The 15,112-nt window shown below is 71.7% G+C and carries 17 protein-coding genes; 8 read left to right on the top strand and 9 right to left on the bottom strand.

Translation table 11 applies throughout. The features are described from left to right. The first annotated feature begins 43 nt into the window (after nt 1-43). Nucleotides 44-1,942 (top strand): serine hydrolase domain-containing protein, encoded by a 1,899-nt coding sequence (locus ACFOYY_RS33125; RefSeq protein ID WP_386195028.1) that lies wholly within the window; start codon nt 44-46, stop codon nt 1,940-1,942. Between the two features lie 15 nt (nt 1,943-1,957). Here the strand turns inward: ACFOYY_RS33125 and ACFOYY_RS33120 are convergent, their stop codons facing one another. Beyond that, nucleotides 1,958-2,878, bottom strand: coding sequence for an SPFH domain-containing protein (locus ACFOYY_RS33120; protein ID WP_362912461.1), 921 nt, complete (start codon nt 2,876-2,878; stop codon nt 1,958-1,960). Between the two features lie 94 nt (nt 2,879-2,972). Next, entirely contained in the window at nt 2,973-3,767 is a 795-nt protein-coding gene (locus ACFOYY_RS33115; RefSeq protein ID WP_352010974.1) for an ABC transporter ATP-binding protein, read from the bottom strand. 66 nt (nt 3,768-3,833) lie between these two features. Here ACFOYY_RS33115 and ACFOYY_RS33110 point away from each other — a divergent pair, with 66 nt between their 5' ends. Then, nucleotides 3,834-4,553, top strand: coding sequence for a hypothetical protein (locus tag ACFOYY_RS33110; protein ID WP_352010975.1), 720 nt, complete (start codon nt 3,834-3,836; stop codon nt 4,551-4,553). A gap of 19 nt (nt 4,554-4,572) precedes the next feature. Here the strand turns inward: ACFOYY_RS33110 and ACFOYY_RS33105 are convergent, their stop codons facing one another. Both ACFOYY_RS33105 and ACFOYY_RS33100 read right to left on the bottom strand, forming a co-directional pair. Continuing rightward, nucleotides 4,573-5,211, bottom strand: coding sequence for a response regulator transcription factor (locus ACFOYY_RS33105; protein WP_352010976.1), 639 nt, complete (start codon nt 5,209-5,211; stop codon nt 4,573-4,575). Next, the gene (locus ACFOYY_RS33100; protein ID WP_352010977.1) at nt 5,208-6,338 is read right to left on the bottom strand and encodes a GAF domain-containing sensor histidine kinase; all 1,131 of its coding nucleotides are present in this window, start codon (nt 6,336-6,338) and stop codon (nt 5,208-5,210) included. Before ACFOYY_RS33100 ends, ACFOYY_RS33105 begins: the two co-directional genes overlap by 4 nt. A gap of 112 nt (nt 6,339-6,450) precedes the next feature. Here ACFOYY_RS33100 and ACFOYY_RS33095 point away from each other — a divergent pair, with 112 nt between their 5' ends. From ACFOYY_RS33095 to ACFOYY_RS33080, 4 genes are all read left to right on the top strand, one after another. Then, nucleotides 6,451-7,116: an SDR family NAD(P)-dependent oxidoreductase gene (locus ACFOYY_RS33095; protein WP_386195024.1), complete on the top strand. Its 666-nt coding sequence runs from the start codon at nt 6,451-6,453 to the stop codon at nt 7,114-7,116. After that, nucleotides 7,113-8,228 carry an S-adenosylmethionine:tRNA ribosyltransferase-isomerase gene (locus tag ACFOYY_RS33090; protein WP_386195023.1) on the top strand — a complete coding sequence of 372 codons (1,116 nt, stop codon included), beginning with the start codon at nt 7,113-7,115 and terminating at the stop codon, nt 8,226-8,228. Before ACFOYY_RS33095 ends, ACFOYY_RS33090 begins: the two co-directional genes overlap by 4 nt. A 91-nt stretch (nt 8,229-8,319) precedes the next feature. After that, on the top strand, nt 8,320-8,874 hold the full coding sequence (locus tag ACFOYY_RS33085) for a hypothetical protein (RefSeq protein ID WP_352010980.1): 555 nt from the start codon (nt 8,320-8,322) through the stop codon (nt 8,872-8,874). A gap of 178 nt (nt 8,875-9,052) precedes the next feature. After that, on the top strand, nt 9,053-9,733 hold the full coding sequence (locus ACFOYY_RS33080) for a response regulator transcription factor (RefSeq protein ID WP_386195022.1): 681 nt from the start codon (nt 9,053-9,055) through the stop codon (nt 9,731-9,733). Nucleotides 9,734-9,818: 85 nt separating this feature from the next. Here ACFOYY_RS33080 and ACFOYY_RS33075 read toward each other — a convergent pair whose 3' ends face one another. The 3 genes from ACFOYY_RS33075 to ACFOYY_RS33065 form a co-directional block, all read right to left on the bottom strand. Further along, complete coding sequence (locus tag ACFOYY_RS33075) at nt 9,819-10,445, bottom strand: TetR/AcrR family transcriptional regulator (RefSeq protein ID WP_352010982.1); 627 nt, start codon at nt 10,443-10,445, stop codon at nt 9,819-9,821. Continuing rightward, the gene (locus tag ACFOYY_RS33070; RefSeq protein ID WP_352010983.1) at nt 10,442-10,873 is read right to left on the bottom strand and encodes a hypothetical protein; all 432 of its coding nucleotides are present in this window, start codon (nt 10,871-10,873) and stop codon (nt 10,442-10,444) included. The genes ACFOYY_RS33075 and ACFOYY_RS33070 overlap by 4 nt, the downstream gene beginning before the upstream one ends. Before the next feature lie 86 nt (nt 10,874-10,959). After that, nucleotides 10,960-11,499, bottom strand: coding sequence for a hypothetical protein (locus ACFOYY_RS33065; protein ID WP_362777970.1), 540 nt, complete (start codon nt 11,497-11,499; stop codon nt 10,960-10,962). 386 nt (nt 11,500-11,885) lie between these two features. On the opposite strand from ACFOYY_RS33065, the gene ACFOYY_RS33060 reads away from it, so the two are divergent. Beyond that, nucleotides 11,886-12,197: a PASTA domain-containing protein gene (locus ACFOYY_RS33060; protein ID WP_362777968.1), complete on the top strand. Its 312-nt coding sequence runs from the start codon at nt 11,886-11,888 to the stop codon at nt 12,195-12,197. On the opposite strand, the gene ACFOYY_RS33055 is transcribed toward ACFOYY_RS33060, so the two are convergent. Together ACFOYY_RS33055 and ACFOYY_RS33050 are read right to left on the bottom strand one after the other, a co-directional pair. Next, nucleotides 12,173-13,036, bottom strand: coding sequence for a lysophospholipid acyltransferase family protein (locus ACFOYY_RS33055; protein ID WP_362777966.1), 864 nt, complete (start codon nt 13,034-13,036; stop codon nt 12,173-12,175). The genes ACFOYY_RS33060 and ACFOYY_RS33055 overlap by 25 nt on opposite strands. Further along, entirely contained in the window at nt 13,033-13,773 is a 741-nt protein-coding gene (locus ACFOYY_RS33050) for a GNAT family N-acetyltransferase (protein ID WP_386195020.1), read from the bottom strand. The genes ACFOYY_RS33055 and ACFOYY_RS33050 overlap by 4 nt, the downstream gene beginning before the upstream one ends. Before the next feature lie 115 nt (nt 13,774-13,888). Here ACFOYY_RS33050 and serB point away from each other — a divergent pair, with 115 nt between their 5' ends. Continuing rightward, nucleotides 13,889-15,106 (top strand): phosphoserine phosphatase SerB, encoded by a 1,218-nt coding sequence (gene serB / locus ACFOYY_RS33045; RefSeq protein WP_352010988.1) that lies wholly within the window; start codon nt 13,889-13,891, stop codon nt 15,104-15,106. The last annotated feature ends 6 nt before the right edge of the window (nt 15,107-15,112 follow it).

Genomic DNA, 15,112 nt, shown 5'->3' with positions numbered 1-15,112 from the left:
GGACACTGATGGCGGGTCCCGGCGAAACGGCACGCTGACGGGCATGAAGAGAGCGCTAACCGCCGCCCTCGCGTCTCTGGCGGTCCTCCTCACCCCGCACACCGCCGGAGCGACGTCCCAAACGTCCCAGGCGTCCCAGGGCCGGGCGGGCGACCTCGGCGCGGCCCTCGACCGCCTCGTCCCCGAACTCCTCGCCAGGGACAGGATCCCCGGCGCGGCCGTCGTCGTCGTGGAGAACGGCCGGATGGTGTTCGGCAGGGGATACGGACTGGCCGAAACGACCTCGAACCGTCCCGTCGATCTCACCACCCCCTTCCTCACCGGGTCGCTGGCCAAGATCTTCACGGCCGAGGCCGCACTGCGTCTGGTCCGGAAGGGCAGGCTCGACCTGCGCGCCGACGTCAACCGCTACCTCACCTCGTTCAAGATCGAGGACACCTGGCCGGGCCGCCCGGTGACCCTGGAGAACCTGCTCACCTACACGGCGGGCTTCGACGACGACATCGTCGGCCTCGCGAGCGACGGCCCGGCGAAGCCGCCCTCCCTCGCCGAGAGCCTGCGCGCCCGCACGCCGCCCCGGGTACGGCCACCGGGCACCCTGGTCGCCTACGACAACTACGCCCTCGCCCTCACGGGGCACCTCGTGGAGATCGCCTCCGGCGAGCCGTACGCGCGCAACGTCGCCGAGCAGGTCTTCGCCGCGCACCGGATGACCGGCTCGACCGCCGCCCTGCCGCACCCCGCCGCGATCGGGGCGCGGCTCGCCAGGGGCTACCGGCCGGACGGAGAGGGCTACGTCGAGCAGAGGGGCCAGTACTCCCCCTGGACGCCCTCAGGAACCGGCCCCGCCGTCACCCCGGCCGACATGGCCAACTACATGATCGACCAGCTTGGGGACGACCCCGTCGCCCGGATGATGCGGGAACGGCACTTCACCGTGGACGACCGCATGCCCGGCATGGGCTACGTCCTTGAGGAACGCCCCCGGGGCGGCAGAAGGCTCCTCTACAAGGACGGCGACGTCCCCGGCTACCACAACGCCATGGCCCTCATGCCCGACCAGGGGTTCGGCGTCTACGTCGTCCTCAACGGCGACGGCGTCTCGGGCGTGGGAGCCTGGGACGCGCAGTGGCTCACGGGCCGGATCGTCGACCTGCGCTTCCCCGACCCCGCGGACCGTACGGCCACGCCCGCCCCGCTCACCACGGACGTCTCCCGGTACGCGGGCTCCTACCGGTCGGCCCGCACCAGCCACACCGCGCTGACGAAGGTCTCCGCCCTGTTCGCCACCCCGGTCGTCACCGCGGGCTCCGACGGGACCCTCACCACGACCGGTCTCTCCCCCGACCCCGGACGGCCGCTCCAGCACTGGATCCAGACCGCCCCCGGCCTCTTCGCCGAACGCGGCGGCCCGGCCCGCGTCTCCTTTCCCCGCGACGGCGTCCTCGTCTCCTCGATGCTCCCCTCGGAGACCTACGAGCGGATCCCGGGGTACGAGAGCCTGGCCATGCCGCTCTTCGTGACCGGCGCCCTGGCCCTGTCGCTGACGGCGCTCGTCCTGCCCCTGACCGCCGCCGTCCGCCGCCTGCGGGGAGCACGGCGCCCACAGGGAGCACGGCCGCCGCTGCCCGCCCGCCTGGCCGTCCTCACCGCCTGGGCCTGCGCCGCCCTGGTCGCCGTCTTCCTCGCCGGGTTCGGCCTGCTGACGGCCGACCCCAACGTCCTCATGGCCGATATCCCGCTGTACTCCCCGAGGCTGGCCGTCCTGCCCGTGCTGGGCACCCTCGCGTTGGTCCTCGCCGTACCGATGGTCCCGGCCGCGGCGCTGGCCTGGCGCGCCCGCTGGTGGAGGCCACCCGCCCGGATCGCCTACACCCTGCTCACCCTGAGCACGGTCGCCTTCTTCGCGGTCGCCCTCGACTTTCGCCTGCTGTTGCTGTGAGCCTCCGGACGGCCGTCAGCCGGTCTCCTCGGCGGTCTTCTCCTTGGTCGAGAACAGGCCGCCGAGGTTCTCCACGGCCTTGGCCATTTCGGATGGAACGATCCAAACCTTGTTCGCGTCGCCCTTGGCGATCTCGGGAAGGGTCCTGAGGTACTGGTAGGCGAGGAGCCTCTGGTCGGGCTTGCCGTCGTGGATCGCGCGGAAGACCATGCCGATCGCGTCCGCCTCGCCCTTCGCCCGCACCGCCTTGGCCTCGGCGTCGGCCTGGGCCCTGAGCACCACGGCCTCCGCCTCACCACGTGCCTTGAGCACCGCGGCCTGCTTGAGCCCCTCCGCGCTGAGGATGGCCGCCTGCTTCTGTCCGTCGGCCGCGAGCAGGGCCGCCTTCCTGTCCCGGTCGGCGCGGATCTGGCGCTCCATCGACTCCTGGATCTCGGCGGAGGGCTGGATGGCCTTGAGCCTGACCCTGCCGACCTTGATCCCCCAGCTGCCCGCGCCGTCGAGCGCCACGCGCAGCTCGGTGTTGATCTCGTCTCGGGAGGTCAGCACCCGTTCGAGCTCCATGTCGCCGATCACGTTACGCAGAGTGGTCACGGTGAGTTGCTCGACCCCGGTCAGGAAGTCGGAGACCTCGTAGGTGGCGGCCTTGGCGTCGACGACCCGCAGGTGCACGACCGTGTCGACGGAGACGACGAGGTTGTCCGAGGTCACCACGGGTTGCGGAGGGAAGGACACGACCTGTTCGCGCAGGTCGACCGTACGCTTGAGGCGGTCGACGAAGGGGAGCACGAGATTCAGGCCTGGGGAGAGCGTCCGATGGTAGCGCCCGAGGCGCTCCACTACCCCCGCGGTGGCCTGAGGGATGATGTGAATCGCCTTAAAAAGGACGAAACCTGCGACGGCCACCGCGGCGAGCGTGACAAGAAGCGTTTCCATGAGCCACTCCGGACGGTCGAGTCAAGTGGATCTCTCTCATTCGGAATGGTATTTGGTTTTCGCGTTACCGACCTCTGAACAGCGTAAACAGCTTTCAGAACTGGTAGGCGCGGGCGTACCACCGGTCGCCTTGGCCGCGTTCCAGGGTGAGCGGAACGGCGAAGGTGCGCGAGAGGTTCTCCGCGGTCATCACCTGATCCATCGGCCCCTGCGCGACGATCGAGCCGTGCCGCAGCAGCAGCGCGTGGGTGAAACCGCTGGGCACCTCCTCGACATGATGGGTGACCAGCACCATGGTCGGCGCCTTCGGGTCGTTGGCCAGCACCGAGAGACGGCGGACCAGGTCCTCCCTGCCGCCGAGGTCCAGGCCCGCGGCGGGCTCGTCCAGCAGCAGCAGCTCGGGGTCGGGCATGAGCGCCCTGGCGATCTGCACCCTCTTGCGCTCACCCTCCGACAGGGTGTTGAACCTGCGCCTGATCAGATGGGCGCAGCCGAGCTGGTCGATCAGCTCGACGGCCCTGGTGACGTCGTTGGAGTCGTACTCCTCCGTCCAGCGCCCGAGGATCGCGTACGACGCGGTGAGCACCAGGTCGATGACCTTCTCGTCCGGCGGGACCTTCTCGGCGAGCGCCGCGCTCGCCAGGCCGATCCGGGGCCGCAGGTCGAACACGTCCGTCTGGCCGAGCCGTTCTCCAAGGATCTCGACGACGCCCTCGGCCGGGAACAGCATCGTCCCGGCGACCTGCAACAGCGTCGTCTTCCCGGCGCCGTTGGGACCGATGACGACCCACCGCTCGTCCTCGTGAACGGTCCAGTCGATGTCCCGCAGCAGGGCCGCCCCGTCCCTGCGGACGGTGACGTCCTGTAGCCGAAGCACCTGACCGCCCATCCCTCACGCCTCCTTGAGTATCGCTCGAACAAAACCTATTGCAGGGCAAGCGCATATCGTGGATCGGTGCACCCTGATTCACAGATCTCGGCCACCTTGGTCTGCTGGGGCAACGCCTGGCTCACCGGACAGGTCGGCCTCGACGAGGCCGCCGACCGGGTGGAGCGACAGGCCGGCCCCCAACTCGTCGCCGGGGAGACGGGCGACGTCTCCCTGCGCGGATTCCTCGCCGACCTGCGGGTCGAGGGCATGCGTTCGCTGCGCCTGGCGCTTCCCGTCGCGGGCGACCCGCTCGGTCTCACCGGACCGCCCTCCTTCAACTCCGCGGCGATCGAGGCCGGGCAGGCGGCGACAGCCGTTTTCCCCGGTAGATGCCTGGGCCTGGTCCCCGCAAGGGACCGCCGCGGCTCATCGTACGCCGGGGTGCGCTGGAGCGTGCTTGAGGCCAGCATTAACATTCCGGACATTCCCTCCCTGGCGGAGGCCGAGCACGCCCTGACCATGGCGATGCGCGAGGCCACGGACGCCCTGACGGGGGTCGGCGGGCCCGCCCAGGGGCACCGGAACACCCAGCCCCTCGACGACGGCCTGGCGCCGGGCTACCCCGCCCGTGCCCACCGCGTCGCCGCCCTGGCCGCCCGGCTCACCGCGGTGCTCAGGATCGCCGACGAGCGGGGCCTCACCTCCGGCCAGGTCGCGGTCAGGGCCCAGGCGCTGCGCGCCCTCGACCGTGCCGTACGGCGGGCCCGCGTGGCCGCCCACCACGCCATCTCCGAACTGGTCTGATCCCGGCCCCCAGGGCCTCTCAGGCCAGGCCGTGCCGTACCGCGTAGAGGGCGGCCTGGGTGCGGTCCTGGACGCCGAGCTTCATCAGCACGTTGGAGACGTGGGTCTTGACGGTCTTCTCGGCCACGGTCAGCTCACGGGCGATCTCGCGGTTGGAGCGGCCCGAGGCGATCAGCGCCAGGACCTCACGCTCACGTTCGGTGAGCGAGGGCGTCGGGGCCGGGACCGTGCGCGGGGGCACGGCACCGGGGGTCGTCAGCATCGCCTCGGCCGCCTCGGCCGCCAGCAGCACCTGCCCGCCGCTGACCGCGCGGATGGCCTGGACGAGCGCGGCGGGATCGACGTCCTTGTAGAGGAACCCGGTCGCGCCCGCCCTGATGGCCGGGGCGACGTCCTGGCGGTCGCCGACCGAGGTCAGCACCAGCACCCGGGGGGACAGGCCAAGCTCCCTGAGCCGCAGCAGCGTGCCGTGGCCGTCCAGGACCGGCATCTTCAGGTCGAGCAGCAGCACATCCGGGTTGAGCGACTCCGTCAACGCGACGGCCTCGGCGCCGTCCGCGGCCTCCCCCACCACGTCGAGGTCGTCCTGCAGCGCGAGGAAGGTCCGCAGACCCTGCCTGACCACGGGGTGGTCGTCCGCGATGAGCACCCGGATCACACCGGCACCTCCATCCGCACCAGCGTCCCCTCTCCCGGGGCCGACCTGACGAGCACGTCCCCGCCCAGGGCGTGCGCCCTGTCCTCCATCGAGGCGATGCCCAGGCCGCGGCCCGTCGCGGCGGCCACGTCGAAGCCCGTCCCGTCGTCGCGCACCTCAAGGACCACCCTGCCCGCCTCACAGCCGAGCCGTACGGCGACGGCGACGGCCCCGGCGTGCCGGGAGGCGTTGTGCAGGGCCTCCTGGGCCACCCGCAGCACGGCGGCCTCGGTCGCCGGGTCCAGCTCGCACACCGGCCTCTCCTCGAACGTGAACGACGCCGGGTGCAGCCGGTCGAGCAGGCGGACGTGCTTGCGGAGCGTCTCGGCCAGGCCGTGCCGGTCGAGTTCGGCGGGACGCAGCTCGACGATCACCGCGCGCAGCTCGGCGAGCGCCTCCCCGGCGAGCCGTTCGACCCGCTCCAGCTCGCCGAGTGCCCGGTCGGGGTCGCGGCGCACCAGCGAGGAGGCCGCCTGGGCGGTGAGCCTGAGGGAGAAGAGCTTCTGGGTCACGGCGTCGTGCAGTTCCCTGGCCATCCGGGTGCGCTCCTCGACCAGCGCGAGCTCCCTGCCGCGTTCGTAGAGGCGCGCGTTGGTGAGGGCGATCGCGGCGTGCGCGGCGAACATGGTGAGCAGGTCCTGGTCCGCCTCGGTGAAGCCGCCCGGCGAACGTTTGTTGGACAGGAAGATGATGCCCAGCACCGCCTCGCCGTCGCGGATCGGCACCCCGAGGAAGTCCTTGAGCACCGGATGCGCCCTCGGCCAGTACTCGAAGCGGTGGTCCCTGCGGATGTCGGCCAGCCTGACCGGCGCGCCCTCGCGCAACATCGCGCCGAGCATGCCGTGCTGACGGGGCATCGGCCCGATCGCGTCCCACTCCTCGTCCGAGATGCCCTCGGCGACGAACTCGGCGAAGGCGCCCTCGTCGTCGGGTACGCCGAGCGCGGCGTAACGGGCGTCCAGCAGCCGCCTCGCCGAACGCACGATGACCTGGAGCACCTCCCTGACGGACAGGTGCCTGGTCACCGCAAGGACGGCGGAACTGACCGCGTGCAGCACCGCGTCCCGGTCGTCTCCCACACTCTCCACGGTGAAACTCTAGGTGCTCACCGGGCGGAGCCTCTGGGCCGCAGGTCCTAGGACCTTCAGCCCGGTCCCTCGGCCGATGCGGACGGCGCCTTCCGGTTCCTACCGTCGAGGCATGACGAAGACGGCACTCATCACCGGCGCCTCCCGTGGTCTCGGCCTGGAGCTGGCCCGTTCGCTGGCCGCCGACGGCTGGCGGCTCGTCCTCACCGCGCGGGGCGCGGACGCGCTCGAATCCGCCGCCGCAGAACTCGGCGAGGGCGCCCTCGCCGTCGCCGGGGACGTCGCCGACCCGGCCCACCAGGAACGGCTGGCGCTGGCCGTACGGGACGGACTCGACCTGTTGGTCAACAACGCCTCGGGGCTCGGGGCGCTCCCGCTGCCCTCGCTGGCCGACTACCCCCTCGACGAGCTCAGGGAGCTGTTCCTGGTCAACACGCTGGCGCCGCTCGCGCTGATCCAGGCGACGCTGCCCTCGTTGAGGCGCAGCGGCGGCGCGGTCGTCAACATCTCCTCCGACGCCGCGGTCGAGGCGTACGCGGGCTGGGGCGGTTACGGGGCGACGAAGGCCGCGCTCGAACAGCTGTCCAACGTGCTGGCCGTGGAGGAGCCGGACGTCACGGTCTGGTGGGTCGATCCGGGGGAGATGAACACGGCCATGCTCGCGGCGGCGGTCGGCGCCGAGGAGGCGGGGACGGCCCCCGGGCCGGACAGGAGCGCGGCGGCCCTGCGACGGCTGATCGAGGAGCGCCCGGCGAGCGGACGGATCGGGGTCCGGTGAACGCCCTGGCCGCGGACTTCACGCTTCCTCCCGAACTTGAGGCGCACGAGCCACCGGAGGCACGGGGGCTGGCTCGTGACGAGGTGCGGCTGCTGGTCTCGCGGGGCCGTACGGGGGAGATCGGCCACCACAGGTTCACCGACCTGCCCGGTCTGCTGCGCCCCGGGGACCTGCTGGTGGTCAACGACTCGGCCACGCTGCCCGCCGCGGTACGGCTCGACCGGCTCGCGGTGCACTTCTCGACGGAGCACGAGGACGGGACGTGGCTGGTCGAACTACGCCGCCGTGGCGTGCCCCGCGACCCGAAGATCCCAGGGGTCCTGGGGACTTCGGGGGGCTCGGGGGCTTCGGGGGACGAGCCCGCGGGCGAGCCGTACCGGGGTGGGGCCGCCGGGGAGTGGCTGCCGCTGCCGGGGGGCGCGACGCTGCGGCTGCTGGAACGGCACACGCCCCGGCTGTGGCGCGCCGTGCTGGACCGTGACGTCCCCGCCTACCTGCACCGGTACGGCGTGCCGATCCGCTACTCCTACGTGGGCAGGGACTGGCCGCTGTCGCACTACCAGACCGTCTTCGGGGTACGGCCAGGCAGCGCGGAGATGCCCAGCGCGGGACGGCCGTTCACCACCGAACTGGTGACCCGCCTGGTGACGCACGGGATCGGGGTGGCGCCGATCACCCTGCACACCGGTGTGGCCTCCCCGGAACGGGACGAACCGCCCTATCCCGAGCGCTTCGAGGTGCCGGAGGCCACGGCACGCCAGGTGGAGTTCACCAGGGCCTCGGGCAGACGGGTGATCGCGGTCGGCACCACCGTGGTCAGGGCGCTGGAGACGGCGGGCCTGGCGGACGGCCCCATGGAAGGCGCCGGGGAGGGCCCTGTAAAGGGCAGGGTGCGGGCGGCACGCGGCTGGACCTCGCACCTGGTCACCCCCTCCTCGGGGACGCGGGTGGTGAACGGGCTGATCACCGGCCTGCACGAACCGCGCTCCAGCCATCTGCTGATGCTGTCGGCGATCGCCGGGGAGGATTTGCTCGTACGGTCGTACGCGGAGGCGCTCAAAGAGGGTTATCTCTGGCACGAGTTCGGCGACATTCACCTCATTCTCGGGTGAGTCAGTCATCCGCAAGAGGTTCTCAAGTGGGACACCGCATGCTTGCTCCAGCGAACAAAACGGGAAACCAAATTTCCGACTGGAGTATGAAATGCGCCGGCACCTTATCGCCTTCGCCGCCACAGCCATGGCCGGGGGCCTGCTGTTCGTCCCGCAGAGCGCGAACGCCGCCGTGACGCCACCCACCGTGGCCTCCGTGGGAGCCTCCGCGGGAGCCCTCGCCTCTCCCCCGCTCTCCCCGCTGAAGCTGACCGCCTACTACCCGCGCAGGGCGTGGGCGGGTGACACGATCGTCTACACGCTCAAGACCAGGAACGTGGGCAGCTGGCCGACCGACATCGCCTACGTCGGGGGCTACGTCCCCAAGCAGGCGCGTCGCGTCCAGATCACCGGCCCCTCCGGTTCCTACTGCGAGGCCGACGGGCGCGAGGTCGGCTGCCTGCTCGACAGACTGCGGCCCGGCAGGACCGCGACCATCAAGGTGAAGGTGTGGCTCAGGGGAAGCGCCCGGGGCACCGCGACGGCCGAGTTCGCCACGGCCTCCATCGACGTCCCCGCGGGCGGCATCGACACCCTGAACATCCACGGCATCGACGCCGGCGTCGACCTGAAGTACGTCAAGGTCAGGACCCGCATCCTGCGCTAGCCGTACCCGGCACCTCCCTACGACGAGCACCGGGACCCTCACGGGGATCAACGAGGACCCCCTCCTGATCGTCCCGCCCACGGACCCCCGTCCCACCGGACGGGGGTCCGTCGCGTTCCCGGCGGTTGTGCGGACAGCCCCATGTACGGCATGTCCCCTCACCAGGCAGGATCTCCTTATGACTGAGCTGAGGGTCGTCCTGGCCGAGGACCACTACCTGGTGCGCGAGGGCACCCGCAGACTGCTTGAGGCCTCGGGTGAGATCGGCGTGGTCGCGGCCGTGGGCACCGCCGACGACCTGCTGGACGCCGCTAGGCGGCTGCGCCCCGACGTGGTGGTGACCGACATCCGGATGCCCGGCTCCCCCGACCTCGTACGGCCCGGCATGGAGGGCATCGACGCCGCCCACCGGATCAGGGCGACCTCGCGGGACATCGGGGTCGTGGTGCTCTCCCAGTTCTCCGACGCGCTGTTCGCGCTCGACCTGTTCAGGGACGGCACCGAGGGCCGCGCCTACCTGCTCAAGGACCGGGTCGGCGACATCGACGAGCTGCTCGGCGCGATCCGCTCGGTGGCCGCGGGCGGTTCGGTGATCGACCCCAAGGTGGTCGAGGGCCTGCTGGCCAAACGCGGCGTCAGGGACAGTCCGCCACCCGCCGAGCTGACCCCCCGCGAGCTGGACGTGCTCAGGGAGATGGCGCACGGCCTGTCGAACGGCGGCATCGCCCGCGCCCTGCACCTGTCGGTCTCCGCCATCGAGAAGCACGTGAACTCGATCTTCATGAAGCTGGCCCTGGAGAACAGCCCCGACACCCACCGCAGGGTCGCGGCCGTCATCGCCTATCTCGGACCCCGGTAGCCGGAACACGTCCACACGGATCTGCGCGGACCGCTCTCCTGCCGCCGCGCCGTGCCTTCCGCACCCCAGAGCCGGGCCGGTCGTCTCACCGGTCTCCGGCGAACCGCCTCTCGAACCCGGAGACCATGGCCGCCAGCCCCGCCTCGAACCACCGGTCGTAGAACACGGCCGCGGCGGGGTCGGTGGCTGTGGTCGAGGCCGTACCGGACGGGGTGCCGACCTGGGCCAGGGCGTGACCCAGGACGTAGACCGCGACGGACTGCACGGCGGTCAGGGCGTCCTGCTCGCCGATCCCCGAGTCCTCGAAGCGCCCCAGCAGCCCGGCCAGCAGTGCCAGCCCCCTGTCGGTGTCGACGGGGTGGGTGGCCAGCAGGGGTACGGCGTGCGGGTGGGCCAGCAGCGTCCCGCGATAGGCCACGGCCAAACGGGTCAGCGCCTCGTGCCAGGGCTCCTCGGGGCCGAGTTCGATCACGGCCTCGGAGAACAGGTGGGTGACGACCTCGGCGAGCAGGGCGTCGCGGTTGGGGACGTGGCGGTACAGGGACATCGCGGCCACGCCCAGGTGCGCGCCGAGACGGCGCATGGTCAGGGCCTCAAGACCCTCGGCGTCCAGGATCTCGACCGCCGCGGCGACGACGCGCTCGGGAGTGAGCGTGGCGGGCCTGCCTCCACGGCCGCCTCCCTGGCTTCGGCGACGGGCTGTCTGGGTCACCCGGTCAGGGTAGCGGTGAGCGTGGTGGCCAGCATCACCACGGAGAGCGCGCCGACCACCATGTGCTGGACGTCGATGACGACGTCACGTCCCTCGGTCGGCAGGACCTTCAGGGTGCGGGCGTAGTCGGTCCGGTAGAGCTCTCGCTGGGCGGCGGAGCTGACGCCGAAGTAGGGCAGCCACCAGCTCTGGACGTGGCCGACGATGATCAGGCAGCACAGGACGGTGGCCGCGACCAGTGACCAGGTCCGGTGCAGGGCGACTCCCCCGGCGATCAGCAGGGGGATCGGGTAGTTCACCGACGCCGCGATCAGCCGGTTCCTGAGATTGCCCGGGGCCAGGTCGTTGAGCGGGAACATCGGCACCCACTCGGTCAGGATCAGCCAGGCGAGCCAGACGAACGGAACGACGATCGCGGCGGCGGTCATGGTGCGGCACTCCTCGGTTCACGCGCACAGGTTTGCGTACGTCGTAAGCTTACGACGTACGCAAACCTGTGCGCAACGCGGGAACCTCAGGAACAGCCGTCCTCCCGCACCGGAGCCCGGCGCTCGACCTTCAGCTGCCGGTTGCGCAGCTCGAACCTGGCCTCCGCCGAACTCCTGGCCAGGACCCTTACTCCGAGGTCACGGAGAGACTCCTGGTAGGGGACACAGACGGTACGGCTGAGCACGCGCTTCCCCCACCCGCTCTTCCGCCAGACGGTGTCGGGCGCGCCCTTCACGGTGCGCGGACGGGTTCGCTGCCCGCCGACCTCGATCGCGACCTCACAGGCCCCCGCACCGGAGGACGCGACACAACGGCCCTCCGCCGCGAAGGTGACCAGGACCACCGAGGGGCCGCCCGAGACGAGGTCGGGGACGACCCCACTCGGCGGAACGGCCCACTCGGTCGAGTCGGTCGCCCAGGGCGAGGAGGAGAACTGCGAACTGGTCCGGGAACCGACGTAGGAGACCGGAGGGTCGGCGCAGGCGGCGGGAGCCAGCGCGGCCACGGCGGGCAGCGCGATGGGCAGCGCGGCGGCCAGGGCGCCGATCCGGCGTATGGATCGCACGGATGCATCACCTTTCCCGGCCGGCGACCGATCGGACCGCCTCCCAGCCGCCGGAAACGGCACCGGTCACACCGGCCGAACATTAACGGAGTGTAACGAGTCACTTCCTCTGCGTGACGGAACGAGTGTCCCCTGAGCCACCTCAGCCCCACACCTCCCAATCAGCCAGGGTGCTCTTACCTTTCGGATACCCCACGCTCGCCGCCTCCGCATGGATCACCGGCCCCGGAAAACCTCGAAGTCGCGAATCTCCGGAAGTCCGCCGGGCATGCCCGCCCTTCGCCACCGCGAAAACCCCGGGTTACGGCCGTAGGCCGGCCGGCCGAAACCCTGCGGGGACTGCGCATCCGATTTCCTCGGCGTACTCTCGGCACGGGTGAGGAGACTTGGCTGACTTCGTGGTGGTTCCTGACTTCTGCGGAAGTCAGGCGTTGAACGCCTGGCTGGCCGGGCACGACGCCGGGGTGCTTCTGCAGGGGCCGGACCCCGACAGCCCTCAACCGGTCATGGACGGCGTCGTGGTGGCCCAGAAGCCCCCGCCAGGCAGCCGGATCGAGCGCTGGGGCGCGGTGACCGTGTGGACGCGCCACGATCCCGGTGAGGGCGGGGTCCGTGAACCACGGCGCCCGTCCGCGCCCCTGGGCACGCCGGCGGCCGAACCTCCCGGGGAGGATCAGGCGGCCACCCGGGCTCCGTGAGCGGTCGGCGCGATCACCACCGAGGCGATCGACGACTCCGCGGCCCACGCCAGCGACCTGCGGTCGCGGGCCTGGACCGGCGGCAGCAACGTCACCTCGACGGTCAGCCCGCGCAGCCCGGCGACCCGCAGGACCGAGGCGGCGAGCGAGTCGTCGCCCAGGTAGGCGGCCTCCACGGCCGGGGTCCCGCCGGGTCCCAGATACCTCATCGCGACCGGCCTGACCGGCGCCCCCGCGTCCAGTGCCGCCTGGAACACCGCGCGCCTGAACACACCCATCTCCCTGCCGCACCACCTGGTCCCCTCGGGGAAGGCCGCGACCGGGTCCCCCTCCCCCAGTGCCCTGGCCACCCCGGCGACCGCCTCGGGCAGCCTGGACGGCCTCTCCCCGTCCATGAGCACCGCCCCCGCGCCGACGGCCATCTCCCCGACCAGCGGCCAGCCACGGACCTCCCGTCTGGCGAGCACACGGCACGGCACGACGGCCATCATGACGAGCGGGTCGAGCCACGACACGTGGTTGGACACGATCAGCGGCGCGACCCCGGAGACGGGCAGGGCGCGCGGCCCTGCCGCGGAACCCGCGAGGAAGGCGAAGCCCGGCCTGGCCGCGACCCGGACGCCGAGGGCCCACAGCGCGAGCCTGGACCACACGCTCGCCAGCCGGGCGCGGCCCGCCGTACCGAGGAGCCTGACCGGCAGGGCGAGCAGCGCGCCCGTGAGGACGACCAGCGAGACCGCGACCAGGCGCAGCGCCCGCAGTGGCGGGCCGACCTTCGGGCCCTGGGGCGTCAGGCAGGTGCCCGACCGGCACGGCGCCTCGGGGGACCACACGATCATGCCGGGGCTCCCAGGAAGTGCCGCCGGTAACGCGGGTTCAGGTTCGCCATCGACAGCAGCACGAAGAAGTCCGCCGTGCCGAGGTCGGGGTTGTGCGCGGGCGGCCCGCAGACCCAGGCACCCAGCCTCGCGTAGCCCCTGAGCGAGGCGGGGACCGTCGCCGCCCCCGTGCCCCGCCTCCTGGTGCCGCGCCAGGGCAGGCGCGGGGTGACGCGGTACTCGGGAGGGCACAGCGGGAGCCGCCGCATGACCTCGGCGACCCCGGTGACCCCGGAGACCGGGACCGAGCAGCACCCCGCGACCCACCGGTGGCCCCCGGCTACCACGTAACGCGCGATGGCCGCCCACATCAGCCCGATCACGGCGCCGCAGCGGTGGTCGGGCCGCACGCAGGCCCTGGCGGCCTCGACCATGTCCGGCCTGACCCCGGCCAGCGGGCGCAGGTCGAAGGTCGAGTCCGCGTACAGCCGGTCGGCCCTGCGCGGGGACAGCAGCCGGTGGGTCCCCACGACCTCGCCGCTCTCGCCGTGCCGTACGAGGAGGTGGTCGCCGTAGGCGTCGAGGGGGTCGACGTCGAGACCGGTTATGGGGGTGTCCAGCCGAGCACCCATCTCCTCGGCGAACACCTGGTGACGCAGGCGTTGCGCCTCCCGCATGTCGGCGGCGGTCTCGGCCAGTCCGACGGTGTATCCGACGGCGTAACGGGTGGCCCGCTGCCGGGCGGGGGTGGTCGTCATGACCATATGAAGGCAGGGCCAGATGACGTGTGACGGGAGGTCGCCGAGAACGTCAGGCGTCCGGATGATGAACCGCATTCACGATCGTTTTGGGGGCCAAGTAGCGTAGATACCGATGAACCAGCGCACGCTTCTGATCACGTTGTCCGGACCGGACCGCCCAGGGGTAACCTCGCGGCTCTTCTCCGTCCTGTCCGGCTTTCCCATAGTCGTCGCCGACGTCGAACAGGTCGTCATCCGCGGCAGGCTCACCCTCGGCGTCCTCGTCGCCTACTCGGGCGACACCCCCACCGGGACCGGCGGAACGCTCGGTGCCCTGTGGACCGCCGTCGAGCGGACCGCCGGGGACCTGGGCCTTGAGGTCGAGCTGTCCACCGGCTCGGACCTGCAGGAGAAGCGCAGGCGCGGACGGTTGCACGTGACCGTTCTCGGCTCACCCCTGCAGCCGGCCGCGATGGCGGGCATCTCAGGCCGGATCGCGGCCGCGGGCGCCAACATCGACCGGATCGAGCGGCTGTCGAACTACCCGGTGACCTGCTTCGAGCTGGCCGTCTCCGGGGCCGACCCCGACACCCTCCGCGCCGAACTGGCCGTCGAGGCCGCCGCCCAGCAGGTCGACGTGGCCGTACAGCGCAGCGGCCTGCACCGCAGGGCCAAGCGGCTGATCGTGATGGACGTCGACTCCACGCTCATCCAGGCCGAGGTGATCGAGCTGCTGGCCGCGCACGCGGGCTGCCTTGAGGAGGTCGCCAGGGTCACCGAGGAGGCGATGCGCGGGGAGCTCGACTTCGCCGAGTCGCTGCGCCGCCGGGTCGCCCTGCTGGCCGGTCTTCGCGAGGAGACCTTCGAGAAGGTCCGCAAGGAGCTCGTGCTGACCCCCGGCGCCCGCACGCTGGTGCGTACGCTCAAGCGGCTCGACTACCGCTTCGCGATCGTCAGCGGCGGCTTCACCCAGCTCACCGACGCCCTCGTCGAGGACCTCGGCATCGACTACTCGGCGGCCAACACCCTTGAGGTCGTGGACGGCGTGCTGACCGGCCGGGTCGTCGGCGAGATCGTCGACCGTCCCGGCAAGGCGCGGGCGCTCGAACGCTTCGCGCGTGAGGCGGGCATCCCGATCAGTCAGACCGTGGCCATCGGCGACGGCGCCAACGACCTGGACATGATCGCGGCCGCCGGACTCGGCATCGCGTTCAACGCCAAGCCGGTGGTCCGCCAGGCCGCCGACACCGCGGTCAACGTGCCCTACCTCGACGCGATCCTCTACCTGCTGGGCATCCCCCGCGCCGAGGTCGAGGCCGCCGACGCCGAGGACGGCGTCGTGACCGCCTGAGCCGGC

The sequence above is a fragment of the Streptosporangium jomthongense genome (assembly GCF_042650425.1).
Taxonomy (GTDB): domain Bacteria; phylum Actinomycetota; class Actinomycetes; order Streptosporangiales; family Streptosporangiaceae; genus Streptosporangium.
This window is presented reverse-complemented; position numbering and strand designations above follow the sequence as displayed.